The sequence below is a fragment of the Pseudomonas sp. LRF_L74 genome (assembly GCF_965644255.1).
Lineage (GTDB): Bacteria > Pseudomonadota > Gammaproteobacteria > Pseudomonadales > Pseudomonadaceae > Aquipseudomonas.
The window spans coordinates 353251-376205 of record NZ_CBFFRH010000002.1; the positions used below are offsets into that span (position 1 = coordinate 353251).

Annotated in this window: 30 protein-coding genes and 2 riboswitches; of the genes, 25 read left to right on the top strand and 5 right to left on the bottom strand. The window is 63.4% G+C overall.

Annotation, left to right across the window (positions count from 1 at the left end; genetic code table 11):
* The first annotated feature begins 2 nt into the window (after positions 1-2).
* Positions 3-205: riboswitch (cobalamin riboswitch) on the top strand.
* A gap of 79 nt (positions 206-284) precedes the next feature.
* From ACSZPK_RS06505 to cobM, 4 genes are read left to right on the top strand one after another with little or no spacing between them, the layout of a single operon-like run.
* Positions 285-470: a CbtB domain-containing protein gene (locus ACSZPK_RS06505; protein ID WP_437880596.1), complete on the top strand. Its 186-nt coding sequence runs from the start codon at positions 285-287 to the stop codon at positions 468-470.
* 15 nt (positions 471-485) lie between these two features.
* Complete coding sequence (locus tag ACSZPK_RS06510; protein ID WP_437880597.1) at positions 486-1190, top strand: CbtA family protein; 705 nt, start codon at positions 486-488, stop codon at positions 1188-1190.
* Positions 1190-1597 (top strand): cobalamin biosynthesis protein, encoded by a 408-nt coding sequence (locus tag ACSZPK_RS06515; protein ID WP_437880598.1) that lies wholly within the window; start codon positions 1190-1192, stop codon positions 1595-1597. Before ACSZPK_RS06510 ends, ACSZPK_RS06515 begins: the two co-directional genes overlap by 1 nt.
* Positions 1598-1635: 38 nt before the next feature.
* Positions 1636-2412: a precorrin-4 C(11)-methyltransferase gene (gene cobM / locus ACSZPK_RS06520; protein WP_437880599.1), complete on the top strand. Its 777-nt coding sequence runs from the start codon at positions 1636-1638 to the stop codon at positions 2410-2412.
* On the opposite strand, the gene ACSZPK_RS06525 is transcribed toward cobM, so the two are convergent.
* Positions 2372-2683, bottom strand: a complete 312-nt coding sequence (locus tag ACSZPK_RS06525) for a hypothetical protein (protein ID WP_437880600.1) — start codon at positions 2681-2683, stop codon at positions 2372-2374. The genes cobM and ACSZPK_RS06525 overlap by 41 nt on opposite strands.
* Positions 2684-2755: 72 nt before the next feature.
* Here ACSZPK_RS06525 and ACSZPK_RS06530 point away from each other — a divergent pair, with 72 nt between their 5' ends.
* The 4 genes from ACSZPK_RS06530 (at position 2756) to ACSZPK_RS06545 (ending at position 5535) form a co-directional block, all read left to right on the top strand.
* On the top strand, positions 2756-3427 hold the full coding sequence (locus tag ACSZPK_RS06530) for a DNA-3-methyladenine glycosylase I (RefSeq protein WP_437880601.1): 672 nt from the start codon (positions 2756-2758) through the stop codon (positions 3425-3427).
* A gap of 14 nt (positions 3428-3441) precedes the next feature.
* A complete protein-coding gene (locus tag ACSZPK_RS06535) occupies positions 3442-4209 on the top strand; it encodes an NAD-dependent deacylase (protein WP_437881006.1) in 768 nt (255 codons plus the stop codon).
* A gap of 68 nt (positions 4210-4277) precedes the next feature.
* Complete coding sequence (locus ACSZPK_RS06540; protein ID WP_437880602.1) at positions 4278-4925, top strand: C40 family peptidase; 648 nt, start codon at positions 4278-4280, stop codon at positions 4923-4925.
* A gap of 85 nt (positions 4926-5010) precedes the next feature.
* Positions 5011-5535, top strand: coding sequence for a C40 family peptidase (locus ACSZPK_RS06545; RefSeq protein ID WP_437880603.1), 525 nt, complete (start codon positions 5011-5013; stop codon positions 5533-5535).
* Positions 5536-5547: 12 nt separating this feature from the next.
* Here ACSZPK_RS06545 and ACSZPK_RS06550 read toward each other — a convergent pair whose 3' ends face one another.
* Both ACSZPK_RS06550 and ACSZPK_RS06555 read right to left on the bottom strand, forming a co-directional pair.
* A complete protein-coding gene (locus ACSZPK_RS06550) occupies positions 5548-5877 on the bottom strand; it encodes a helix-turn-helix domain-containing protein (RefSeq protein ID WP_437880604.1) in 330 nt (109 codons plus the stop codon).
* Complete coding sequence (locus tag ACSZPK_RS06555) at positions 5858-6115, bottom strand: type II toxin-antitoxin system RelE family toxin (RefSeq protein WP_437880605.1); 258 nt, start codon at positions 6113-6115, stop codon at positions 5858-5860. The genes ACSZPK_RS06550 and ACSZPK_RS06555 overlap by 20 nt, the downstream gene beginning before the upstream one ends.
* A 191-nt stretch (positions 6116-6306) precedes the next feature.
* Positions 6307-6446, top strand: a riboswitch (cobalamin riboswitch).
* Positions 6447-6561: 115 nt separating this feature from the next.
* Between ACSZPK_RS06555 and cobO the strand changes: the two genes are divergently transcribed.
* From cobO to ACSZPK_RS06625, 14 genes are all read left to right on the top strand, one after another.
* Entirely contained in the window at positions 6562-7173 is a 612-nt protein-coding gene (gene cobO, locus ACSZPK_RS06560; RefSeq protein ID WP_437880606.1) for a cob(I)yrinic acid a,c-diamide adenosyltransferase, read from the top strand.
* A complete protein-coding gene (locus tag ACSZPK_RS06565) occupies positions 7173-8468 on the top strand; it encodes a cobyrinate a,c-diamide synthase (RefSeq protein ID WP_437880607.1) in 1296 nt (431 codons plus the stop codon). The genes cobO and ACSZPK_RS06565 overlap by 1 nt, the downstream gene beginning before the upstream one ends.
* On the top strand, positions 8456-9109 hold the full coding sequence (gene bluB, locus ACSZPK_RS06570) for a 5,6-dimethylbenzimidazole synthase (RefSeq protein WP_437881007.1): 654 nt from the start codon (positions 8456-8458) through the stop codon (positions 9107-9109). The genes ACSZPK_RS06565 and bluB overlap by 13 nt, the downstream gene beginning before the upstream one ends.
* 14 nt (positions 9110-9123) lie before the next feature.
* A complete protein-coding gene (cbiB, locus tag ACSZPK_RS06575) occupies positions 9124-10014 on the top strand; it encodes an adenosylcobinamide-phosphate synthase CbiB (protein ID WP_437881008.1) in 891 nt (296 codons plus the stop codon).
* Positions 10007-11002: a threonine-phosphate decarboxylase CobD gene (cobD, locus tag ACSZPK_RS06580; RefSeq protein ID WP_437880608.1), complete on the top strand. Its 996-nt coding sequence runs from the start codon at positions 10007-10009 to the stop codon at positions 11000-11002. Before cbiB ends, cobD begins: the two co-directional genes overlap by 8 nt.
* A complete protein-coding gene (locus ACSZPK_RS06585) occupies positions 10999-12453 on the top strand; it encodes a cobyric acid synthase (protein ID WP_437880609.1) in 1455 nt (484 codons plus the stop codon). Before cobD ends, ACSZPK_RS06585 begins: the two co-directional genes overlap by 4 nt.
* An 8-nt stretch (positions 12454-12461) precedes the next feature.
* The gene (gene cobU, locus ACSZPK_RS06590) at positions 12462-12983 is read left to right on the top strand and encodes a bifunctional adenosylcobinamide kinase/adenosylcobinamide-phosphate guanylyltransferase (protein ID WP_437880610.1); all 522 of its coding nucleotides are present in this window, start codon (positions 12462-12464) and stop codon (positions 12981-12983) included.
* Entirely contained in the window at positions 12980-14032 is a 1053-nt protein-coding gene (gene cobT / locus ACSZPK_RS06595; RefSeq protein WP_437880611.1) for a nicotinate-nucleotide--dimethylbenzimidazole phosphoribosyltransferase, read from the top strand. The genes cobU and cobT overlap by 4 nt, the downstream gene beginning before the upstream one ends.
* Positions 14029-14598: an alpha-ribazole phosphatase family protein gene (gene cobC / locus ACSZPK_RS06600; protein WP_437880612.1), complete on the top strand. Its 570-nt coding sequence runs from the start codon at positions 14029-14031 to the stop codon at positions 14596-14598. Before cobT ends, cobC begins: the two co-directional genes overlap by 4 nt.
* 2 nt (positions 14599-14600) lie before the next feature.
* Positions 14601-15335, top strand: a complete 735-nt coding sequence (locus ACSZPK_RS06605; protein ID WP_437880613.1) for an adenosylcobinamide-GDP ribazoletransferase — start codon at positions 14601-14603, stop codon at positions 15333-15335.
* 58 nt (positions 15336-15393) lie between these two features.
* Positions 15394-15804, top strand: coding sequence for a MarR family winged helix-turn-helix transcriptional regulator (locus ACSZPK_RS06610; protein ID WP_437880614.1), 411 nt, complete (start codon positions 15394-15396; stop codon positions 15802-15804).
* Positions 15805-15849: 45 nt separating this feature from the next.
* Positions 15850-17052 carry an MFS transporter gene (locus ACSZPK_RS06615; protein ID WP_437880615.1) on the top strand — a complete coding sequence of 401 codons (1203 nt, stop codon included), beginning with the start codon at positions 15850-15852 and terminating at the stop codon, positions 17050-17052.
* A 348-nt stretch (positions 17053-17400) separates the two neighbouring features.
* Complete coding sequence (gene yghU / locus ACSZPK_RS06620; RefSeq protein ID WP_437880616.1) at positions 17401-18252, top strand: glutathione-dependent disulfide-bond oxidoreductase; 852 nt, start codon at positions 17401-17403, stop codon at positions 18250-18252.
* Between the two features lie 381 nt (positions 18253-18633).
* Positions 18634-19170 (top strand): hypothetical protein, encoded by a 537-nt coding sequence (locus tag ACSZPK_RS06625; RefSeq protein ID WP_437880617.1) that lies wholly within the window; start codon positions 18634-18636, stop codon positions 19168-19170.
* Between the two features lie 69 nt (positions 19171-19239).
* Here ACSZPK_RS06625 and ACSZPK_RS06630 read toward each other — a convergent pair whose 3' ends face one another.
* Together ACSZPK_RS06630 and ACSZPK_RS06635 are read right to left on the bottom strand one after the other, a co-directional pair.
* The gene (locus ACSZPK_RS06630) at positions 19240-19863 is read right to left on the bottom strand and encodes a helix-turn-helix domain-containing protein (RefSeq protein ID WP_437880618.1); all 624 of its coding nucleotides are present in this window, start codon (positions 19861-19863) and stop codon (positions 19240-19242) included.
* Positions 19864-19865: 2 nt separating this feature from the next.
* Entirely contained in the window at positions 19866-20027 is a 162-nt protein-coding gene (locus ACSZPK_RS06635; protein ID WP_437880619.1) for a hypothetical protein, read from the bottom strand.
* A gap of 205 nt (positions 20028-20232) precedes the next feature.
* Here ACSZPK_RS06635 and ACSZPK_RS06640 point away from each other — a divergent pair, with 205 nt between their 5' ends.
* The 3 genes from ACSZPK_RS06640 to ACSZPK_RS06650 all read left to right on the top strand — a co-directional run bounded on the left by ACSZPK_RS06640 (position 20233) and on the right by ACSZPK_RS06650 (position 22934).
* Positions 20233-20685: a MaoC family dehydratase gene (locus ACSZPK_RS06640; RefSeq protein ID WP_437880620.1), complete on the top strand. Its 453-nt coding sequence runs from the start codon at positions 20233-20235 to the stop codon at positions 20683-20685.
* Positions 20686-20876: 191 nt separating this feature from the next.
* Positions 20877-21974, top strand: coding sequence for a Rieske 2Fe-2S domain-containing protein (locus ACSZPK_RS06645; protein ID WP_437880621.1), 1098 nt, complete (start codon positions 20877-20879; stop codon positions 21972-21974).
* 15 nt (positions 21975-21989) lie between these two features.
* Positions 21990-22934 (top strand): PDR/VanB family oxidoreductase, encoded by a 945-nt coding sequence (locus tag ACSZPK_RS06650; RefSeq protein ID WP_437880622.1) that lies wholly within the window; start codon positions 21990-21992, stop codon positions 22932-22934.
* Positions 22935-22955 lie beyond the last annotated feature (21 nt).

Consider the following 22955-nt stretch of genomic DNA (forward strand, 5'->3'; position numbering starts at 1 on the left):
TGTCCTAGCGCGACTTTTCAGGTGCTTCGCGTCGTCGCGCGAAGTGAAACGGGAAGCCGGTTCGAGTCCGGCGCTGCCCCCGCAACGGTAAGCGAATGTCCGGGATCGTCGTGACCACTGCATCGTTCGATGTGGGAAGGTCGATCCCCGCTGCACTCAGGCAGCCATCGCAAGCCCGGAGACCGGCCTGAATATCCAGTTTGGCAACCCGCGGTGGGCGGGCACGCGCCGGCGCCTTTATCGTGCTGTGCTCTTCCATCGCCCATGAATAGAAGGCTCGCACCATGTCCAGCAGCACCGTATCGGCTTCGGCATCCCTTCCGCTTCCCCTGTCGCAGCGCCTGGCTGCGGCATCGCTCAGCGTGGTATTCGGCGCTGCGCTGATCTTCTTTGCCGGCTTCTCCCATGTCGAAGCCGTGCATAACGCGGCCCACGACACTCGTCACAGCTCGGCATTTCCCTGCCACTGATCGAGAATCCAGCGCATGATCAAGCGTATCGCCCAGACGGCAGGCTTTTCCGGCCTGCTTGCCGCCATCGTGCTGACCCTGCTGCAAAGCCTGTGGGTCACGCCGTTGATTCTCGAAGCCGAAACCTACGAAAACGCCGAACCTGCCGCCGAGGCGATGGCCGAGCACAGCCATGAGGCTGGCGCCGCTGCCCACGAGCACAGTCACGATGGCGAGGCCTGGTCGCCGCAAGATGGCTGGCAGCGCCTGCTCTCCACGGGCCTGGCCAATCTGGTGGTGGCTGTCGGTTTCGCTCTGATGCTGGCTGGCCTGTTCACCCTGCGTGCGCCGGGCAAGACCTGGCAGGGCCTGCTCTGGGGCCTGGCCGGTTTCGCCACCTTCGTGCTGGCGCCGACCTCGGGCCTGCCACCGGAACTGCCGGGCACCGCTGCCGCCGACCTGCTGCTGCGCCAATACTGGTGGGTCGGCACGGCAGTGGCCACGGCTGCCGGTCTGGGGCTGATCGCCTTCTCGCGCAACTGGCTGCTGCGCATTCTCGGTGTCGTGCTATTGGCCATCCCGCACCTGATCGGCGCGCCGCAACCCGAGGTCCATGAAAGCCTGGCGCCGGAGTCGCTGGAGCAGCGCTTCATCATCGCCTCGCTGGTCACCAATGCGCTATTCTGGTCCGCCCTGGGCCTGGCAGCCGCCTGGTTCTACGGGCGTGGCCGCAACGCCTGATGCCTGGGCGCTCGCTGATCGTCGCCGGCCTTGGTTGCCGGCGCGATTGCCCGGCGGATGCGCTGCATGATCTGCTCTTGAGCGTCCTTGCCGATCAGGATTTGCAGGCGACCGATCTCTCCGCCCTGGCCAGTAGTGCCAACAAAACCGATGAGCGTGGTATCCGCGAGTTGGGCGAGCGACTTGGCCTGCCTGTCTTCTATCTGGCTGCCGAGCAGCTTGCGTCGTACCAGGCTGGCCTCAGCGACTCGTCCGATCTGGTTCGACAGGTCAGCGGCAGTGCTGGCGTCGCCGAGGCCTGCGCATTGGCCCAGGCGGAAATAGCGAGCGGTGCGCCTGCCCGGCTGCTGGTCGGGAAACGCAAGAACGCCCAGGCAACCGTGGCACTGGCGATCTCGCTCTTGTAGCTTCATCGGCCCACGAGCCTGTTCTTCATGGAAGTCTTATGACCGTCTACTTCATCGGTGCCGGCCCTGGCGATCCCGAGTTGATCACCGTCAAGGGCCAGCGTTTGATCCGTTCCTGTCCGGTGATTCTCTATGCCGGCTCGTTGGTGCCCGAGGCCGTATTGCAAGGACATTCGGCCGAGCGGGTGGTGAATACCGCCGAGCTCAATCTGTTGCAGATCGTCGCCTTGCTCCAGGCTGCCCATGAGCAGGGCCAGGACGTCGCGCGGGTGCATTCCGGCGATCCCTCGCTGTACGGCGCTATTGGCGAGCAGATCCGTCATCTGCACGCGCTGGGCATTCCCTTCGAGATCATTCCCGGTGTTACCGCCACGGCTGCCTGCGCGGCGTTGCTGGAAAGCGAGCTGACCCTGCCGCAAGTGTCGCAGACGGTGATCCTCACCCGTTACGCCAGCAAATCGCCAATGCCGGAAGGCGAGCAGCTTGGGGACCTTGCCCGTCATGGCGCGACCATGGCCATCCATCTGGGCGTTGGCCAACTGCCCAGCATTGTCGCCGAGTTGCTGCCGCACTACGGAGCGGATTGCCCGATCGCGGTGGTCCATCGGGCCACCTGGCCGGACCAGGATTGGGTCTGCGGCACCCTGGCGGACATCGTGGCCAGGGCCGAGGCCAAGGATTTCCGCCGCACGGCGCTGATCCTGGTCGGCCGGGTGCTGGGCGCGGAAGACTTCGCCGATTCGGCGCTCTATCACGAAGCTCATCGGCACCTGTTCAGGCGTTCAGGCGACGCAGGCGATAGCGACTCGCATTGACCTTGCCCCGGTTGTCCGCGATGGCGATTTCCGCCCCTTGGGCACGCAGGCGCAGGTTGATGTCGCTGGCGAACAGTTGCTGGACGAAGGATTTGTAGTCCAGCAGCATGCCGTGCTGATCGACGAGGAAGGCGTGCAGGGCGGGCAGGGTGAAGCTCCAGCCATCGGTCTTGCAGTCGAAGCCGGCGCGCTGCAAGCGTTCGATCACGGTTTCATCCTCCGCGAGGACGTCGGCGCAGCAGGCGAGAAACAGGGCGGGAGCATCGGTCATGGGGTGCAAGGTTGCCTCGCCCCGTCTCAGCGGGCAACCTGTCGTCCTTTTTGCTCTTTCAGGGAACCCTTCATGCGTGACTACCAGTGGCTCCACGAGTATTGCCTGAATCGCTTCGGTTCGGCCGCGGCGCTGGAGGCGATACTGCCGCAAGCCAAGACTGCTGCCCAACTTCGCAAGGTCGCCGATGACCGCTACTTGTCGATGCTGGCGCTGCGGGTATTTCGTGCGGGTCTCAAGCACAGCGTGGTGGATGCCAAGTGGCCGGCCTTCGAGCAGGTGTTCTTCGGTTTCGATCCGGAGAAGGTGGTGTTGATGGGGGGCGAGCATATCGAGCGGCTGATGCAGGACGACCGATTGATCCGCCACCTGGGCAAGCTCAAGAGTGTGCCGCGCAATGCGCAGATGGTCCTCGATATCCAGAAGGAGAAGGGCAGCTTCGCCGCGTTCATCGCCGACTGGCCGGTGACCGATATCGTTGGCCTGTGGAAGTACCTGGCCAAGCACGGCAACCAGTTGGGCGGGTTGTCCGCACCGCGTTTCCTGCGCATGGTCGACAAGGACACCTTCATCCCCACCGATGACATGGTCGCCGCGCTCAAGGCCCAGGAGATCATCGATAAGGCGCCGACCAGTCTGAAGGAGCTGGCCGCGGTACAGGCGGTGTTCAACCAGTGGCACGAGCAGAGCGGGCGGCCGCTGTGTCAGCTGTCGGTGATGCTCGCGCATACGGTCAATCACTGAACGGGGCCTGGGCGATGGAGCAGGACATCCTTCGACTGGCCCGTGAAGTCGCCCTGGCCGAGCGAATCCTGGTCATTACCGGTGCGGGGCTGTCGGCCGACTCCGGATTACCGACCTATCGAGGGCTGGGCGGCCTGTACAATGGCCTGACGCCCGAGGGCATGCCCATTGAGCGCGTCTTGTCCGGGCCGATGCTTCGGGAAAAGCCGGCGCTGTGCTGGAAATACCTCGCCGAGCTGGGCAAGGCTTGCCTGAATGCGCAGCCCAATGCGGGCCACTTCGCGATTGCCGAATTGCAGCGGCGCAAGCCCGAATGCTGGGTGCTGACGCAAAATATCGATGGCTACCATCGCCTGGCGGGGTGTGTAGCGGAACGGCTGATCGAGATTCATGGCGAACTGGCACCGCTGTTCTGCCAGTCCTGCGGGCGTGAAGACCGTGAACTGGAGGCGCACCTGCAACGTCCGTTGCCGCCCTTGTGTCCGCAATGCGGAGGTATCTTGCGGCCACCGGTGGTTCTGTTCGAGGAGATGCTGCCGGAAAAGGCCATCGCTGATCTTCATCAGCAATTGGAACAGGGCTTCGACCTGCTGCTGCTGGTAGGAACCACGGCAAGTTTTCCGTACATACGCGAGCCAGTGCAGCAGACCCGGTGGCGGGGCGGCTTCACTGCAGAAATCAACCCGGCGTTCACCGACCTGAGTCAATCCGTCGTCTTGCACCTGCCAGGAAGGGCGTTAGATGTTTTGCCGAAACTCATGAGTCACATTTTTCGACATTGAATTTGCAAATTACTTCTCCAGCGGGTATGGTCGGTCGCTTATAACTTAATTAAACCACGGTCGTGCCCATGCTTACTCGCTTCGCACCCCTCGTGCCCATTGCACTCACGGTACTCTTGGCGGCCTGCGCCAGCCCTGTTTCCCAATCCCGCAATGACGTTGCGGCCCACCTGTCGAGCGTCCAGTCCGTTTCGCGGATCGACGCGCACGCAGGAGACACCACGGAGATCATCAGCGAAGAAGACCTCGCTGCGTTCGCCGATCACAAACCGTACGAACTGCCAAGCTTCGCCGACAGTTTCGCCGATAGCATCCTGGAACACGGCCTGTCGCTGGTCGGTACCAAGTACCGTTTCGGTGGTCGTTCCGCCGATACCGGTTTCGATTGCAGTGGCTTCGTCGGTTTTCTGTTCCGCGAAGAGGCCGGTATCAAGCTGCCGCGTTCGACCCGCGAGATGATCAACCTCGACGCTCCGCTGATCGCGCGTGACGAGCTCAAGCCTGGCGATGTGATTTTCTTCAACAATCGCGGTCGCGGCCGTGTCAGTCATGCCGGCATCTATCTGGGCGACGATCAGTTCATCCATTCCAGCAGCCGCCGCAGCGGTGGTGTGCGGGTAGATAGCCTGGATGACAGTTACTGGAGCAGCAGCTTCATGGAGGCCAAGCGTGTACTCGCCATGGCTCCGGTGCATGAGGTCGCTTCCCAGAAATAAGCGTGGGCAAAATGGTGGCGTCGGGCTTGCACCGTCGCTGCCTGCCCGGCAAAGTAGGGCGCATTCTTTTCAGGATCGCCCGTCCATGTATTGCAAGGCCCTCCTTTCGCTCGCTCTTGCCGCGCTGCTCAGTGCATGTGCGAGCAGTCCTCCTCCCCAGGCACCTGTCTACGCCGAGCCTGTTCCCATCGTCAGTGATGCGGACCTGGCATCCCAGGTGTTGCTCAGTGCTCTCAGCCTGGATGGCACACCCTACCGTTATGGTGGCAATACGCCTGAAGGTGGCTTCGACTGCAGCGGTCTGATCGGTTATGTCTACCGTAATACCGCCGGTATCCAACTGCCGCGCTCGACCCGCGAGATGGCCAGTATGCGCGCACCGAACGTTTCGCGTACTGCATTGGAGACTGGAGATCTGGTGTTCTTCGCCACCAGTGGCGGCAGCACCGTGAGCCATGCCGGCATCTACCTGGGCGAAGGTAAGTTCGTCCATGCGCCATCCACTGGCGGCGCGGTACGCCAGGACAGCCTGTCCACCGCCTACTGGAGCAAGACCTACGTCAGTGCCAAGCGCGTGCTATCACCATCGCCCCTGGCCAGCCAGCCTTAACGGGCCGTTCGTTCATAGATCCAGCAACTGTGGAGCGATGCCCAGTGCTGCCGCGATTTTTTCGCGTGTCGCCTTGCGTGGTCTGGTGGCCTGTTCTTGCTGGGCATAGGCGGGTTGGCTGATACCGATGCGTTCCGCGACCTGCGCCTGGGAAAGGCCCAGATGCTTGCGCCAGGCTGCGATGGCAGTCAGTCCTTCCTTGACCATGAGCCCGACCACTTCGTTGGGCACCAGATCCTCACTGGGGTGGGTACGCAAATAATCTGCATAGGGAATGACCACGAATGCCGGTGTACCGTCCGGCCCATTGATGATTTGCACGTTATTGGTAGGTGTGCTCATCGCGCTTTTTCACCTCTTCGATATTCACGATCTTCACGCTGCCATCCCAGTCGAACATCACCCGATAGTTGCCTATTCGGAGGCGGTAGCCGTAACGATGTCGGGTAAGGCTTCTGACGTTTTGAACATTCGGCATATACGTCAGGACCTGAACGGTTTCGTAGATCCTGACCTGATCGGCGCGGTCGAGCCTGCCGAGCTGTTTGACGGCCTTCCTGGCCCACTCGATCCGGTTCATTGCATTGCCTGCCTCCTTGCAGTGGCAAAAATATAAGTCTATTTGCCAATAATTAAAAGTATTTATGGCAAAAATACTTATTTAAATGGCGAGTGGGCATCCCTGTGCGATAGCGTAAACGCAACATGTCTGGGTGCTGCTGCCGGTAAAAGGCGCTTCCAACTTGCAGCCTGCTGTTGCTTTTAACTAAGCTGCGCGCCTTCGCGACAGGTGCCTCGGCCATTGGCCATGGGGTGAAACAGGGAAGCCGGTTCAAGCCGGCGCTGCCCCCGCAACGGTATGCAGGCTGCTGCCTGCGAGCCTGGAGACCGGCCTGTCGTATTCCACAGCGGCGCGGAGGGTGCTGCGAGTGGGTAGGTCTGTGTCGACTTGCCGGCTCGTTCATCCTCGCCTGCGCTTCCATTTCATCCGTGTGCCGTTGCATGCGGTGTCCCGAGGAGCTGGCAATGACCGAATCGGCCGCGCGCGATGAGCGCCACAAGGCACGCATGCAGCGCAAGAAGGCGCTGGTCGACGAAAAGATCGCCCAGGCCCAGGACGAGTATGGCCTGCTGCTGGTGCACAGCGGCAATGGCAAGGGCAAGAGCAGCTCGGCCTTCGGTATGGTGGCGCGTGCACTCGGTCATGGCATCAAGGTCGGCGTGGTGCAATTCATCAAAGGCGCTGCGAGCACGGGAGAGGAGCAGTTCTTCCGTCGCTTTCCCGATGAAGTCAGCTATCACGTCATGGGTGAGGGCTTTACCTGGGAAACCCAGAACCGCCAGCGTGATATCGAAAAAGCCCAGCAAGCCTGGCGCATTGCCGTCGGCCTGCTCAACGATCCGCAGGTCGGCCTGGTGGTGCTGGATGAGCTGAACATCGCGCTCAAGCATGGTTACCTGGAGCTTGAGGCGGTGCTGGCCGATATCGAGGCGCGCCCGCTGTTGCAGCACGTTGTGGTGACCGGGCGGGGCGCTCTGCCTGGCATGCTCGAAGCCGCCGACACGGTGACCGAGATGAGCTTGGTCAAGCATGCCTTCAAGGCCGGGGTGAAAGCGCAGAAGGGCATCGAATTCTGATGACCGAATCCCATGCCTGCCCGGCACTGCTGATTGCCGCACCCGCTTCCGGTCAGGGCAAGACCACGGTCACCGCTGCGTTGGCGCGCCTGCATGCGCGAGCCGGCAGGCGTGTGCGTGTGTTCAAGTGTGGCCCGGACTTTCTCGATCCGATGATCCTGGCCCGGGCCTCGGGCAATCCGGTGTATCAATTGGATCTGTGGATGGTCGGCGAAGAGGAATGCCGGCGTCTGTTGTGGGAAGCCGCGAGGGCCGCTGACCTGATCTTGATCGAGGGCGTCATGGGACTGTTCGATGGCGCGCCTTCGGCGGCTGATCTGGCGCGGCGTTTCGGCGTGCCGGTGCTGGGCGTGATCGACGGTGCGGCCATGGCCCAGACCTTCGGTGCGCTGGCCCACGGCCTGGCGACTTTCCAGGCTGACCTGCCGTTCGCCGGGGTGCTGGCCAACCGGACTGGCAGCTTGCGCCACGGCGATATCCTGCGTGACAGCCTGCCGTCGTCGATCAACTGGTACGGCGCCTTGCCGCGCGATGCCGCTATCGAACTGCCCAGCCGCCACCTCGGCCTGGTGCAGGCCGAGGAACTGGCCGACCTCGATGCCCGCCTGGACGCTGCCGCCGATGCCTTGCAGGCCAGCGCCGGTGATGTGTTGCCCCGGCCGGTGGTGTTCTCTGCTCCTGTAACAGAGGCGCCAGGATTACTGCTGAACGGTGTTCGCATCGGGGTCGCCCGTGACCGTGCCTTCGCTTTCCTGTACCAGGCCAATCTCGACCTGCTGCGGCAACTGGGGGCTGATCTACGCTTCTTTTCAGCGCTCGATGATGAGGCGCTGCCCGAGGTCGACAGCCTCTATCTGCCGGGCGGCTACCCGGAGCTGCACTTGCAGCAATTGGCGGCTAACCGCTCGATGCACACGGCGATTCGCGCTCACCAGCACGCCGGCAAGCCGATCCTCGCCGAGTGCGGCGGCATGCTCTACCTGCTCGAGCGCCTGACCGACAAGCAGGGCGACAGTGCCGAACTGCTTGGCCTGCTGCCGGGCCGTGCGGTGATGCAAGGGCGCATGGCGGCGCTCGGCCTGCAACAGGTCAGCCTGCCGGAAGGTGAGCTGCGTGGGCACACCTATCACCATTCGCGCCTCGATTGTGCGTTGCCCCCCCTTGCCGTGGGCCGCAGCCCCAACCAGCGGCCGGCGGCCGAGGCGGTTTTTCGGATTGGCCGGTTGACCGCGTCCTACATCCACTTCTATATGCCTTCAAACCCTTGCGCAGTTGCGGAGATATTGCGGCCATGAGCGAGCCCTTCAGCCCAGAAGAACGAGCGGCGGTCTATCGCGCCATCGCCGAGCGTCGCGACATGCGCCATTTTGCCGGTGGCGAGGTGGCGCCGGAGTTGCTCGTACGCCTGCTGGAAGCTGCGCACCACGCCCCCAGTGTCGGTCTGATGCAGCCTTGGCGTTTCATTCGGATTACCCGGCCGGAACTGCGCGAGGCGATCCATGCTCAGGTCGAGGCTGAGCGCATTCGCACTGCCGAAGCCCTGGGCGAGCGCAGCGATGAGTTCATGCGCCTGAAAGTCGAGGGTATTCGCGACTGTGCCGTACTGCTGGTGGCGGCCTTGGCGGATGGCCGCGAGGCCCATGTGTTCGGTCGGCGTACCTTGCCGGAAATGGACCTGGCCTCACTCTCCTGCGCGATCCAGAACCTGTGGCTGGCGGCGCGTGCCGAAGGGCTCGGCATGGGCTGGGTCTCGCTGTTCGATCCTGTTGCCCTGGCCGATCTGCTCGGCATGCCGCCAGGCAGCAGGCCCGAGGCCGTGCTGTGCCTGGGGCCGGTGCATGCGTTCTATGACGAGCCGATGCTGGTCCGGGAGGGCTGGGCCAAGGAGCGTCCCCTCGAGGAGCTGTTGTTCACCGACCGCTGGGAACAGCGGTGAGTCTGTTTCTGACGATGCTCGCGGGGGTAGGGCTGGACTGCTGGTTGGGCGAGCCCAGGCGCTGGCACCCCCTGGTGGCATTCGGCAACCTGTCGACGCGCATCGAACGGCGCCTGAACGGTGGCGGGCATGGCTGGCGTAGTCATGGCGTGATGGGCTGGTGCCTGGCGGTGCTGCCGCCGACTTTTCTGAGCATCTGGCTGGCAAACCTGCCCTACATCGGCTGGCTGGTCGGCGTGGCTGCCCTGTATGCGGCAATCGGCCTGCGCAGTCTCGGCGAACATGCCTTGCCAGTGTCCCAGGCTTTGCGCCTCGGCGATCTGCCGGAGGCACGGCGTAGGGTCGGTTACATGGTCAGCCGGCGCACCGCTGAGCTGGATGCCGATGGCGTGGCTCGCGCAGGCACCGAATCGGTATTGGAGAACGGCAGCGACGCAGTGTTCGCCGCGCTGTTCTGGTTTGCCGTGGCCGGCGCCCCGGGTGTCGTTCTGTATCGCCTGAGCAATACCCTCGATGCAATGTGGGGTTACCGTAACGAGCGCTTCGAGCGCTTCGGCTGGGCAGCGGCGAAGATCGACGATGCGCTGAATTACCTGCCGGCGCGGCTGGTCGCCGTGACTTACGCGCTGCTCGGCAATACCCTGGCAGCCCTGCGCTGCTGGCGAAAGCAGGCTCCGGCCTGGGACAGCCCCAATGCCGGGCCGGTGATGGCGGCGGGAGCGGGCGCCCTTGGCGTGGCCCTCGGTGGCCCGGCGGTCTATCACGGCGAGGTGCATGAGCGCGGCCAACTGGGCGAAGGCGATGCACCGAAGGCGCGCGACATCGAGCGCGCGATGAACATGGTCTGGGCTGGCGTGCTGTTATGGCTGGCAGTCCTGGCAATCGGGAGTTTGCAGTTTGCTTGAGCATGGTGGACGTTTGCGCCAGGCGGCGCAGCAGTACGGTATCGAACTGGCCGAGTGGGTCGATCTGTCTACGGGGGTCGCCCCCTATGGCTGCTGGGAGCTGCCGCCGTTGCCGATGGCGGTGTGGAATCGCCTGCCTGAGGTGAACGACGGGCTGGAGGCTGCCGCCCGTGACTTCTATGGCGCCACGTCGCTGCTACCGGTCGCTGGCTCTCAGGTGGCGATCCAGGCGTTGCCTCATATGCGTCGGCATCAGCAGGTCGGAATCGTTTCGCCTGCCTATGCCGAACATGCCGAGTCCTGGCGTCGCGAGGGCCACCGACTGCTGGCCTTGAGTGAGGGGGCCGTGGGGCGGGCCCTGCCCAAGCTCGACGTGCTGGTGGTGGTCAATCCTGGCAACCCGACTGGCCGGCGCATCGAGTCGCGGGTGTTGCTCGAATGGCACGCCGATCTGGCCGCGCGTGGTGGCTGGCTGGTGGTGGATGAAGCGTTCATGGATTGCACGCCTGAGCACAGCCTGGCCGCCCATAGCCATCTGCCGGGGCTGATCGTGCTGCGCTCGTTCGGCAAGTTCTTTGGCATGGCGGGCGCGCGCCTGGGCTTTGTGCTCGCCGAGGCGGATCTGCTGGCGCGTCTGGAATCCTTGCTTGGGCCTTGGGGCGTCAGTGGGCCCGCGCGCTTTGTCGCAACCCGGTTGTTGCAGGATATCGACGGCCAGCAGCGCCAACGCCAGCGCCTGGGGGAAGACAGCCAACGCCTGGTGCGGCTGCTGACGCGTTATCAACTGACCCCGGCAGGGGGCACCGATCTGTTCCAGTTGGTGCTCAACGAGTGGTCCTGCGAGTTGCACAGCGCCATGGCGCACCAGGGCATCCTGCTGCGCAAGATCAAGCACCCTGCCGGCCTGCGTTTCGGCCTGCCCGGCGACGAAGGCCAGTGGCAACGCCTGGAGCAGGCGCTTGCCAGCTTGGGTGAATACCAGCCATGACCACCCTGATGGTGCAGGGCACCACTTCGGATGCCGGCAAGAGTACGTTGGTGACCGCGCTGTGCCGCTGGTTGCGCCGCCAGGGCGTGGCGGTGGCGCCGTTCAAACCGCAGAACATGGCGCTCAACAGCGCGGTGACCGCCGATGGCGGCGAGATCGGTCGTGCCCAGGCCGTGCAGGCCCAGGCCTGCGGGCTGGCGGCGCATACCGATATGAATCCGGTGCTGCTAAAACCCAACAGCGACACTGGCGCCCAGGTGATCATCCACGGTCGCGCCATCGGCAATATGAATGCAGTGAGTTACCACGCCTACAAACAGGTGGCGCGCGACGCGGTGCTGGCTTCCCATCGGCGCCTGCAAGATACCTGCGATGTGGTGATGGTCGAGGGTGCCGGCTCGCCCGCCGAGATCAATCTGCGCGCCAACGACATTGCCAACATGGGCTTCGCCGAAGCGGTCGACTGCCCGGTGATCCTGATCGCCGATATCGACAAGGGCGGCGTGTTCGCTCATCTGGTCGGCACCCTGGAATTGCTGTCGCCGAGCGAGCAGGCGCGGGTGCAAGGTTTCGTGATCAACCGTTTTCGCGGCGATATCGCCTTGCTCCAGCCGGGCCTGGATTGGCTGGAGCAACGCACCGGCAAGCCGGTCCTCGGCGTGCTGCCGTACCTGAAGGAATTCCACCTGGAGGCCGAGGACGCCATCGACCTGCGCCAGGCCGAGAAAGGCGGCGATGCCTTGCGCGTGGTGGTGCCGGTATTGCCAAGGATCAGCAATCACACCGACTTCGATCCGCTGCGTCTGCATCCGCAGGTCGAGCTGACTTTCGTCAGTCCTGGCCAACCGATTCCCCCGGCCGACCTGATCGTCCTGCCGGGCTCGAAGAGCGTACGCGCCGACCTGGCTTTTCTGTGCGAGCGGGGCTGGCGCGCGGCGATCCAGCGCCACCTGCGTTATGGCGGCAAGCTGATCGGTATCTGCGGCGGGCTGCAAATGCTCGGTACGCGTATCGACGATCCGCATGCGCTGGAAGGGCCGGCAGGTAGTGCCGATGGCTTCGGCCTGCTGGATTTCGCCACCAGGCTGGAGCCGGAGAAACAGTTACGCAATGTTCGCGGGCGCCTTGCCCTGGAGCAGGCCGAGGTGAGCGGTTATGAAATTCATGCCGGGATCAGTTCGGGGCCGGCGTTGCAGCGACCTGCGGTGACCCTCGATGGTGGGGGCGGCGACGGCGTATTGAGTGACGACGGCCAGGTCCTCGGCACTTACCTGCATGGCCTGTTCGAGTCGCCTTCAGCCTGTGGCGCGCTGCTGCGCTGGGCCGGCGTCAAGGATGTACGGCAGGTGGACTACCATGCCCTGCGCGAACGCGATATCGAACGCCTGGCCGATCTGGTCGAGGCGCATCTGGATACGGCAAAGCTGAAGGCCTTGTGTGGGCTGGAGTGACTGGAACCATGCTTGAACTGATCCTCGGTGGTGCTCGCTCCGGCAAGAGCCGCCTGGCCGAACGGCTGGCGAGCGAGTCTGGGCTGGAGGTCGTCTATATCGCCACCAGCCAGCCACTCGATGGCGAGATGAATGCCCGCGTAGCCCAACATCGGGCACGGCGGCCGGAAAGCTGGGGCCTGGTCGAAGAGGCCGTGCAATTGGCCCGCGTACTGCGCGAGCAGGCCAGCGAGCAACGTTGCCTGCTGGTCGATTGCCTGACCCTGTGGCTGACCAATCTGTTGATGCTCGACGACGATACCCGCTTGCAGGCAGAGCGCGATGCATTGCTTGCAAGCCTGGCCGATCTGCCGGGCCGAATCATTCTGGTCAGCAACGAGACTGGCCTCGGTGTGGTGCCGCTGGGCGAGCTGACCCGCCGTTATGTCGATGAAGCGGGCTGGCTGCACCAGGCCATTGCCGAACGCAGCCAGCGTGTGGTCTTCACGGTCGCCGGCCTGCCCATGACTCTCAAGGGAGAAGCGTTATGACCACCAACTGGTGTCTGCAAGCCTGTCGACCGCTCGATCAGCTGGTTCGCGAACAGGCGCTGGAACGCCAGCAACAGCTGACCAAGCCGACTGGCTCGCTCGGCCAGCTGGAGCGCCTGGCCGTGCTGCTGGCTGCCCAGCAGGCGAAGCTGAAGCCGCGTATCGACAAGCCCTGGGTCGCTATTTTCGCCGGCGATCACGGTGTGGTCGAGGAGGGCGTTTCGGCCTACCCGCAGGCAGTGACCGGACAGATGCTGCAGAACTTCGTCGCCGGTGGCGCGGCGATCAGTGTGCTGGCCCGACAATTGAACGCCGGACTCGACGTCGTCGACCTGGGGACCGTGCAGTCGTTGGCGTTGACCGGTGTCCTGCATCTGCACCTTGGCCCCGGCACCGCCAACTTTGCCCGCCAGCCGGCCATGAGCGTCGAACAGTGCCAGGCCGCCTTGCAGGCGGGTCGAGACAGCGTCACCCGGGCCCTGGCGGCGGGCAGCGATCTGTTCATCGGCGGCGAGATGGGGATTGGCAACACCACCGCGGCAGCGGCCCTGGCCAGTGCCTTGCTCGGCCATGCGCCGAGCGTGGTGGTGGGGCCTGGTACCGGCCTTGACGAGGCGGGTGTGCGGCGCAAGGCCGAGGTGATCGAGCGCGCATTGACCCTGCATGCCGCAGCGCTCACCGATCCATTCGAAGCCTTGCGTCACGTTGGCGGTTTCGAGCTGGCAGCGCTGAGCGGCGCCTACCTGGCCTGCGCGCAGCAGGGGCTGCCGGTACTGGTCGATGGCTTCATCTGCACGGCCGCTGCCTTGTGTGCGGTGCGTATGAATCCGGCCTGCCGTGACTGGCTGCTGTTCGCCCACAGCGGCGCCGAGCCCGGCCATCGCCTGGTGCTGCAAAGCCTTGCCGCCGAACCGCTGCTCGATCTTGGCTTGCGCCTGGGCGAGGGTTCGGGCGCGGCGCTGGCGGTCCCGTTGCTGCAATTGGCTTGCGCCCTGCACGGCGAGATGGCGACCTTCGCCGAGGCGGCCGTCTCGGATCGTCCGGCATGAGTCTTGGCATCGACTTGTTGCGCCATGGCGAAACCGTCTCGGGAGGCAGTTTTCGCGGCAGCATCGATGACGCATTGACCGAGCAGGGCTGGGCGCAGATGCGGGCAGCGGTCGTTGCCGGCGAGTGGGATGTGCTGGTCAGTTCGACATTGCAGCGTTGCGCCAGGTTCGCCGAGGTGTTGGCGGCACAACGCAACCTCGCCCTGGAGCTGGATGCGGATTTGCAGGAGCTGCATTTCGGTGATTGGGAAGGGCGCACCGCTTTGCAATTGATGGATACATCGGCGCGTGAGCTGGGCTTGTTCTGGGAAGACCCATACGCCTTTACACCTCCGGGTGGAGAAAGCCTGTTGCAGTTCGAGTCGCGGGTTTTGTCTGCGCTGGCCCGTATAGCCCGGCGCCATGCCGGTCGGCGGGTTCTGCTGGTCACCCATGGCGGGGTGATTCGCCTGCTGGTCGCCCGTGCTCGCCGTCTGCCCCGCGAGCAGCTTATGCAGGTAGAAGTCGCCCACGGCGCACTGCTCCATTTGCAGGTCGATGCCGACCTGTCCCTTCGCGAGCGCTGAACATGTCATTGCCGCTGCTGATTGCCCTGCAATTCCTCACTCGTCTGCCTATCGGCCTGCCAGGTATGCCCGAGCCTCATCAGGTGGGACGCTCGTTGCTGTGGTACCCGATGGTCGGTGCCTTGATCGGCGCCGTACTGCTGCTGGCGCACAACGTTCTGGGCGACACTGCGCCGCCACTACAGGCCGCGATCCTGCTGGCGTTGTGGGTCGGCGTGAGTGGCGGCCTGCACCTCGACGGCCTGGCCGATACGGCCGATGCCTGGGTGGGTGGTTTCGGCGATCGCGAGCGCACCCTGGAAATCATGAAGGACCCACGCAGCGGCCCGATTGCCATTGTCGTGCTGGTGCTGTTGATGCTGCTCAAGTTCAGCGCCCTGGTCGTGTTGCTGCAGGCCGACGCCTGGGCGGGCCTGGTGCTCGCGCCCTGGCTGGGCCGGGCGCTGTTGCCGGTGCTGCTGCAGAGTACGCCCTACGTGCGTGCCAATGGCCTGGGACACGCGCTCAGTGCGCATCTGCCACGGAAAGAATTGCCCTGGGTCCTGTTGATCCATGGCCTGGCCATGCTGCTGCTTGGCTGGAGTGCCTGTCTTGCGCTCGGTGTGGCTGTGCTGGTGTTCTTCTGTGTGCGCCGCAGCCTGATGCAACGCCTTGGCGGCACCACGGGCGATACCGCCGGGGCACTGCTGGAACTGAGCGAATGCGCGATTGTGCTGGCGCTTGCTCTGGCGCTATGAGCAGTAGCGGGGCAACTGGCGCTTGCCTTGGGCAATTAGCGGGTATATACACGCATTCATGTTGACCAGTTCCTGTATCTGCACCCGACTGCGCCGGGCCACCCGTGAGGTGACGCGCATCTACGACGACGCCTTGCGCGATGTCGGGCTGAATGTCGCCCAGTTCGCGCTGCTCAAGCATCTGCAACGACTGAACCAGCCCAGTATTTCCGACCTGGCCGAGGCCATGGGCCTGGACCGCAGCACCATGGGCCGCAACCTCAAGCTGCTGGAGGCCGAAGGGCTGATCCAACTACTGGGTGGTGAAGACCAACGCATGCGAGTGGTGCGGTTGAGCGAGCAGGGCGAACAGCGCCTGCTCAATGCCCATGAGCCGTGGAAAGAGGCGCAACGGCAGATTGGCCAGCGGCTGGGCAAGGACCGCCAGGGCGTGCTGATGAACTTGCTGGATGAACTCGGCGGTATTTGATTTTTTACGACAATAAGCGGGTAGATACCCGCAGTGGAGCGTGCGATGAATGCTGTTTGGCGAGGAAGTTTCTGGGTACTGTTGGGCGGGGCGCTGATCCTGGCGCTGTCGCTGGGCATTCGCCACGGCTTCGGCCTGTTTCTTACCCCGATGAGCAACGAGTTCGGCTGGGGCCGCGAGGTATTCGCTTTCGCCATCGCCTTGCAGAATCTGTTCTGGGGCCTGGCCCAACCATTCGCTGGCGCCATCGCCGACCGCCTGGGTGCGCTCAAGGTGGTGATCGGTGGTGGCCTGCTGTACGCCCTCGGCCTGGTACTGATGGCCTTCTCCCATACGCCGCTGGCCTTGTCGCTGAGCGCGGGCCTGCTGATTGGTATCGGTCTGTCCGGCACTTCTTTCTCGGTGATCCTCAGTGTCATCGGCCGCTCGGTGGCAGCGGAAAAACGCAGCATGGCCATGGGCATCGGCGCGGCGGCGGGTTCCTTCGGCCAATTCGCCATGCTGCCCGGTTCCCTCGGCCTGATCAGTTGGCTCGGCTGGTCGGCGGCATTGTTGGTGCTGGGGTTGCTGGCGGCGCTGATCATGCCGTTGGCGGGCATGCTGCGTGATCGCCCGCAACCGGTCCAGGTGGGCGAGCAAAGCCTGGGCGAGGCGTTACGCGAAGCCTGTTCGCATTCAGGGTTCTGGCTGCTGGCCTTGGGATTTTTCGTCTGTGGCTTCCAGGTGGTGTTCATCGGCGTGCACCTGCCGGCCTATCTGGTCGATCAGCATTTGCCTGCGACCGTTGGTACCACCGTGCTGGCCCTGGTTGGACTGTTCAACGTATTCGGCACCTACACCGCTGGCTGGCTTGGCGGGCGCTGGTCCAAGCCGCGTCTGTTGTCTGCGTTGTACCTGGCACGCTCGGTGGTGATCGTGGCCTTCATCTATTCGCCGCTGACCATCTGGAGCGCCTACGCCTTCGGCGTCGCCATGGGGCTGTTGTGGCTGTCCACGGTGCCTTTGACCAACGGTACGGTGGCGGCGGTGTTTGGTGTGCGCAACCTGTCGATGCTGGCCGGTATCGTCTTCCTGTTCCACCAGCTCGGCTCATTCCTGGGTGGCTGGCTCGGCGGTTACCTGTATGACCGTACCGGCAGCTATGACCTGGTCTGGCAGATTTCCATTGCCCTTGGTCTGGTTGCCGCGCTACTCAACTGGCCGGTGCGCGAACGCCCGGTCGCGCGACTCGCCGGGAGCGCGGCGTGAGCAGTGGCCGTGCGCTGCTGGTCGTTCTGGCCGTCGGCCTTCTGGTGCTCGCCTGGTGGGGCTGGCGTCAGGGCGGCCTTGAGTTGTTGCAGTTGAACATGAGCCTCTGCTGAGACGTTGGCCGCGCTCATGTTCGGCGCGGATTCTGGAGCGACCCTGATTGGCAAGGCGATGCCGAAGAAAGGGCATTCGCCATGCGTGGAGCGATATCAGCGAAGTCGATGTTTACCATGCCTGCCAGCTATTAGCCTGGCACGCGGCGGACGTTGTAAAAAGCCTTTCGTATTCATCACGCTGGGGCTGCTTGCTCTCAGTTTCGCCCGTTACGCCATTCAAACGAGGTCCTCAATGAGTCAATCCGCTTATGTGCCACCCAAGGTCTGGCAGCATCTCGAACCGTCCGGCGGCCATTTTTCGAAGATCAACCGGCACGTCGCCGGCCCGACCCACGACAAGGTCCTGCCGGTCGGCAAGCATCCCTTGCAGTTGTATTCCCTGGCGACGCCCAATGGCGTGAAGGTCACCATCCTGCTCGAAGAGCTGCTGGCTCTCGGGCATGCCGGGGCCGAGTACGATGCCTGGCTGATCCGCATCGGCGAAGGCGAGCAGTTCTCCAGCGGCTTCGTCGCGGTCAATCCCAATTCGAAGATCCCAGCGTTGCTCGACCGCAGTGGCCCGGAGCCCATTCGCGTATTCGAGTCCGGCTCGATTCTGTTGCACCTGGCGGAGAAGTTCGGCGAGTTCCTGCCGAGCGATCCGGCGGGGCGGGCCGAAACCCTCAACTGGCTGTTCTGGCAGATGGGGTCGGCGCCTTACCTGGGAGGCGGTTTCGGACATTTCTACGCTTACGCTCCCGAGAAGCTGGAATACCCGATCAACCGCTTCACCATGGAAGCCAAGCGCCAACTGGACGTGCTGGATCGGCGCCTGGCCGAGCAACCGTACCTGGCGGGTGGCACCTACAGCATCGCGGACATTGCCGTGTGGCCCTGGTACGGCGAATTGGTGCGCGGCAACCTGTATTCGGCGGCGGAGTTTCTCGCCGTCCACGAGTATCGGCATGTGCTGCGTTGGGCCAACCGGATCGCCGAGCGTCCGGCGGTGCAACGTGGACGCCGGGTCAACCGCACCTGGGGCGAGGCGTCCGAGCAGGTTCCGGAGCGGCACCAAGCGAGCGATCTGCAGACGAACGAGGCCTGATGGTGTTGGTTTCTCCAGCACGTGGTCAACCTGGCTGGGGCTGTTCCGATATCGTCACGGCCAGGACGATACCGGAACAGTCCTTGCGCCATTGTGCGGACAATGAAATGCCGTGGTTTTAGACTGTTTATTCACTACGGTTATTTGCTAATTCTTTAATTGGATATCCATTACGTCGAATAGCCTGTCATGAATTCATATTCATCTGCCTTGACGGATTAATTGTCGTTAAAGCATCGATTATGGCTGTGAGTTGGACGATCTCTCCGGGAACGTCGGCGATTCTTGTCCGAATGGCCAGCGTTCTTTTGTCCTGTCGAGCTATCTAGAATGGCCTCATTCACGCTTGCTCACTCCAATCGAACAGAGGGATTTTCAATCATGATGAACGCCATGCAGATGCCGATGAACAACACCATGATGCCGATGATGGGCATGCCCATGATGATGGCAACCATGCAGTGCGACATGCAGGACGACGGCATGATGTGCAAGATGATGCCGGCCGCGGGCATGGAGATGGCCGCTTTCCGCAACAGCGCGGAAATGATGGCGATGATGATGAACTGCGGCATGCCGATGATGATGCATTGCGGCAACATGATGATGATGGGCATGTCCCAGACCGGCATGGCGATGATGCCGGCGATGAACATGATGCCGATGATGGGCATGGGCATGGGCATGGGCATGGGCATGGGCATGGGCATGGGCATGGGCATGCCGATGCCAGCCATGAAGTGCATGATGGAATGCTCGATGAAGGGCGACACCATGATGTGCAAGCTGATGCCGATGCAGGGCATGAGCATGGACATGTTCAAGAACTGCTGCACCCTGATGATGAAGATGGTCGACTGTGGCATGCCGATGATGATGAGCTGCAACGGCATGCCGATGATGTGCTGCACCTGCTGATCCGCTTGCAATGCAAAAAGCCCGGGGGCCTTGGCCTTCCGGGCTTTTTTGTGTGTCTCGGGTCAGTGTTCAGTCAAGCCGTTCGGCGTAGGTGGTGACCAGGTAGGCCACGGCGTCGCTGTCCGCCGGGTTGCGGTAGGTGTGTGGCTGGTCGGCGTAGAACAGGATCGAGTCGCCGGTGCCCAGTAGAAAGCGTTCTTCGTTGACCACGATCTCCAGTACGCCCTGGGCGACCACGAGGTTTTCCTGGGTTCCGGGAGCATGCCCGGCGGAGTGTTCCACGGCCAGGCCGTCGAGGCGCAACTCGTAGAATTCCACCTGGCGCGAGACGTCGAACGGAAACAGCGCCCGGCTACTGACCGTGCCGTCACCGTTGACCAGGCGCTTGCTCTGGCGCGCGGGCAGCAATGAGACGCCCTCGAAGGCGCGGTCGTCGAGAAAGGCGCCGACCGATACCTTCAGTCCCTGAGCGATTTTGCACAGCACCTTGATCGACGGGATGCTGCGCCCGGATTCGATCTGCGCCAGCATTGCCCGACTCACGCCGCACAGGCGTGCCAGTCCGTCCAGAGAGAGGTTGCGTTTGCTGCGCAGCCGCAACAGGTTGCTGGCGACACGATGACCGATCTGGTCGTCGTTCGGCGCTGCCGTCCCTGTCGGCCCGGAGGCTTCCCCGGTAACGGCCAGTGCCATGATCAGGCCTCGCGAATGCCGCCGTTGTCACGCGCTTGCGCGATCAGTTGCGTTTCCTGGCCGGCACGGCACGCATACATCATCCACATCAGCTCGGCCATGCGACGAGCCTGGCGGCGCGTCCGGTAGCGGGCGAAGTCGATGACGTTGGTAGTGCGATCCATGACGGCTCCTCGGAGGGCTGTTGGTTACGGTGAGCCAAGGCTATCGGGTTCTTGATTAGAACCATAAATAATCAATATTCATTTGTATGGTTCTTTTTCGAATAAAAGATCGCTGGCCATCCTGCTCCAGGAACCTGGGACGATGCCCGTCGGGCATCGCGGCTAAACTGCGTCTCGATGTGCACGATCACTTGGGAGGTGGCTCATGACCGCGACGCAAGCACCGTTGTATCTGGAAGACCTGTCGCCAGGCGACGTTTTCATCAGCGGCGGCTACCCGATGGAAGAGGAGGCGATTCTGGCCTTCGCCAGGGCATTCGACCCGCAACCTTTCCACCTCGACGCGGTTGCGGCGCGGCAGACGTTCTTTCAGGGGCTGGCGGCGAGCGGCTGGCACACCGCCGCGATCACCATGCGCCTGCTGGTGGAAAGCGTGCCCATCGCCAACGGCATCATCGGCGCCGGCAGCGAAATCGCCTGGCCACGGGCGACCCGCCCTGGCGATGTGCTGCGGGTGGTGAGCACGGTGAAAGACATCCAGCCGTCGAAATCCCGACCCGACCGTGGCGTGGTGGTCATCGAGAGCCTGACCCTCAATCAGGACGATGAGGTCTGCCAGCGCGCAACCTCCAGAACACTGGTCTTCCGGCGCGGCTGAACGCTTCGTCGATAAGCCTCGCGACCCGGCCAGCTCATCCGTGGCGTGCTTTGGTCTCCTGGCGATAAGCAAAACCGAACGGGTCATCAGGTTTACCGCCGCGACAGCGACGCGTCCGACTCGATAGCGTATCTCCCAAGCCGCGACACCCACGACGTGTCGGCAATAACAAAAAAACGGGAGATGAGCCCATGCTGCAAACCACCCCCCGTGCGCCTCGCGCACGCAACCAGGCGATGGCTGACCATCGCACCCCTCTGATCCGTAACTGCTGGTATGTCGCCGCTCTCAGTGACGAAGTGGATCGCAACCTGCTCGAGCGGCGCCTGCTGGATACCTCGGTGGTGATGTACCGCACCCAGGCCGGCGCTCCGGTGATCCTCAACAACCGCTGCGCGCACCGTTCCTTTCCGCTCAGCCGTGGCTACCTGAACGGCGACGAAGTCGTCTGCGGATACCACGGCATGGCGTACGCCGCGAGCGGGCAATGCGTCGGCATGCCGGCGCTGCCGAATGCACCGAGCAACGCCTGCGTGGCGAGCTATCCGGTGATCGAGCGCAAGCCGTTCATCTGGGTCTGGATGGGCGACCGCGAGAAAGCCTTGCCGGAGTTGGTACCCGACACCCACTGGCTCGACCATGCGCAGTGGCGGACGATAAGTGGCGGCTTCAACTTTCACTCCAACTACGTGGCGATGCACGAGAACCTGCTCGACCAGACGCATTTCTCCATCCTGCACGCCAAGACGGGCATCGGCACGCCCGCCTATGTGCGCTCCGACCTGGACGTCCGCGCCGAAGGCGACCGGGTGATCATCCTGCGGGCGTTGAAGAATTCGCCACCACCGCCGGTCTATGCGGTGCCGATGAAGCTGGAGGGGCGCAACGTCGACCGTTTTTCCGATGCGCGTTTCGAGTCCCCGGCGATCCACATCGCTCACGCCAAGATCGTCAACCTCGAACCCCGCGAAGACGAGGCACTGGAGTACCGCGTCAACATCACCCATGCCTTCACTCCCGAGACTCAGAACACCCTGCATTACTGGTGGTTCAACAGTCGCGACTTCCACCATACGGATGCCGAGATCGACCGTTATGTGCTCGATAGCCACTACGCCGCCTATCAGGAGGACGTCGATGCGCTGACCTGGATTCAGCAGCTGCTCGACCGTGAACCTGGAGCGGTAGAGGAGTTGAGTTTCGCCCCCGATCGACCCGGCATCCTCTGCCGACGCACGTTGTTGCGTCTGTCGCAGTTGGAGCATGGCATTCCCGTACAAACCCAGTGAGCGGAGGTGCCTGTCATGTTCGATGTCATCGTGGCCCGCAAGCAGAACGAAGCCGAAGGAATCAGCAGTTTCGAACTCGCCCGGGAAGATGGACAACCACTACCGCCGTTCAGTGCCGGTGCGCATATCGATGTGCACCTGGGCAACGGTCTGGTGCGCCAGTATTCGCTGTGCAACCGCGCCAGTGAAACCCATCGCTACCAGATTGCCGTGTTGCACGAACCTGCTTCTCGCGGCGGTTCGCGCTTTCTGCACGAGTCCGTCGAAGAGGGCCAGCGGCTGCGTATCGGCGAGCCACGCAACCTGTTCGCGCTGGATGGCGGCGCCCGGCATTCGCTGTTGTTCGCAGGCGGCATCGGCATCACACCGATCCTGTGCATGGCCGAGCGCCTGCAGCATGTGGATGCGTCGTTCGAGCTGTTTTACTCGGCGCGCAGCCGGCAACGCGCGGCGTTCGTCGAGCGGCTGGGCGAGCCTGCCTTCGCGGCGCAAACCCGGCTGTGCTTCGACGATGAAACACCGCTCGACATCGCTGCCGTGCTGATGAACCCGGAGAGCGACACCCATCTCTACGTGTGTGGCCCGGCCGGCTACATGGCGTTCGTGCTGGATGCCGCCAGGGCCGCCGGTTGGCCGGAGTCGCGCCTGCACCGCGAGTATTTCGGCGCGGACCCCGAGGCGAACCGGGCTGGCGAGGCGTTCGAGATCGAGATCGCCAGTTCGGGAGACGTCCTGCTGGTGGCGCCGGACCAGAGTGTGATCGATGTGCTGTACGACGTCGGTATCGAGGTGCCGGTGTCCTGCGAGCAGGGCATCTGCGGCACCTGCCTGACACGTGTGCTCGATGGCGTTCCGGATCATCGCGACAGCTTCCTGACCGCCGAGCAGCGGGCAGCCAACAACCAGTTCACGCCCTGTTGCTCCAGGGCCAACACACCGCGGCTGGTCCTCGACCTCTGATCGGCCACGGCTCCTTACCTG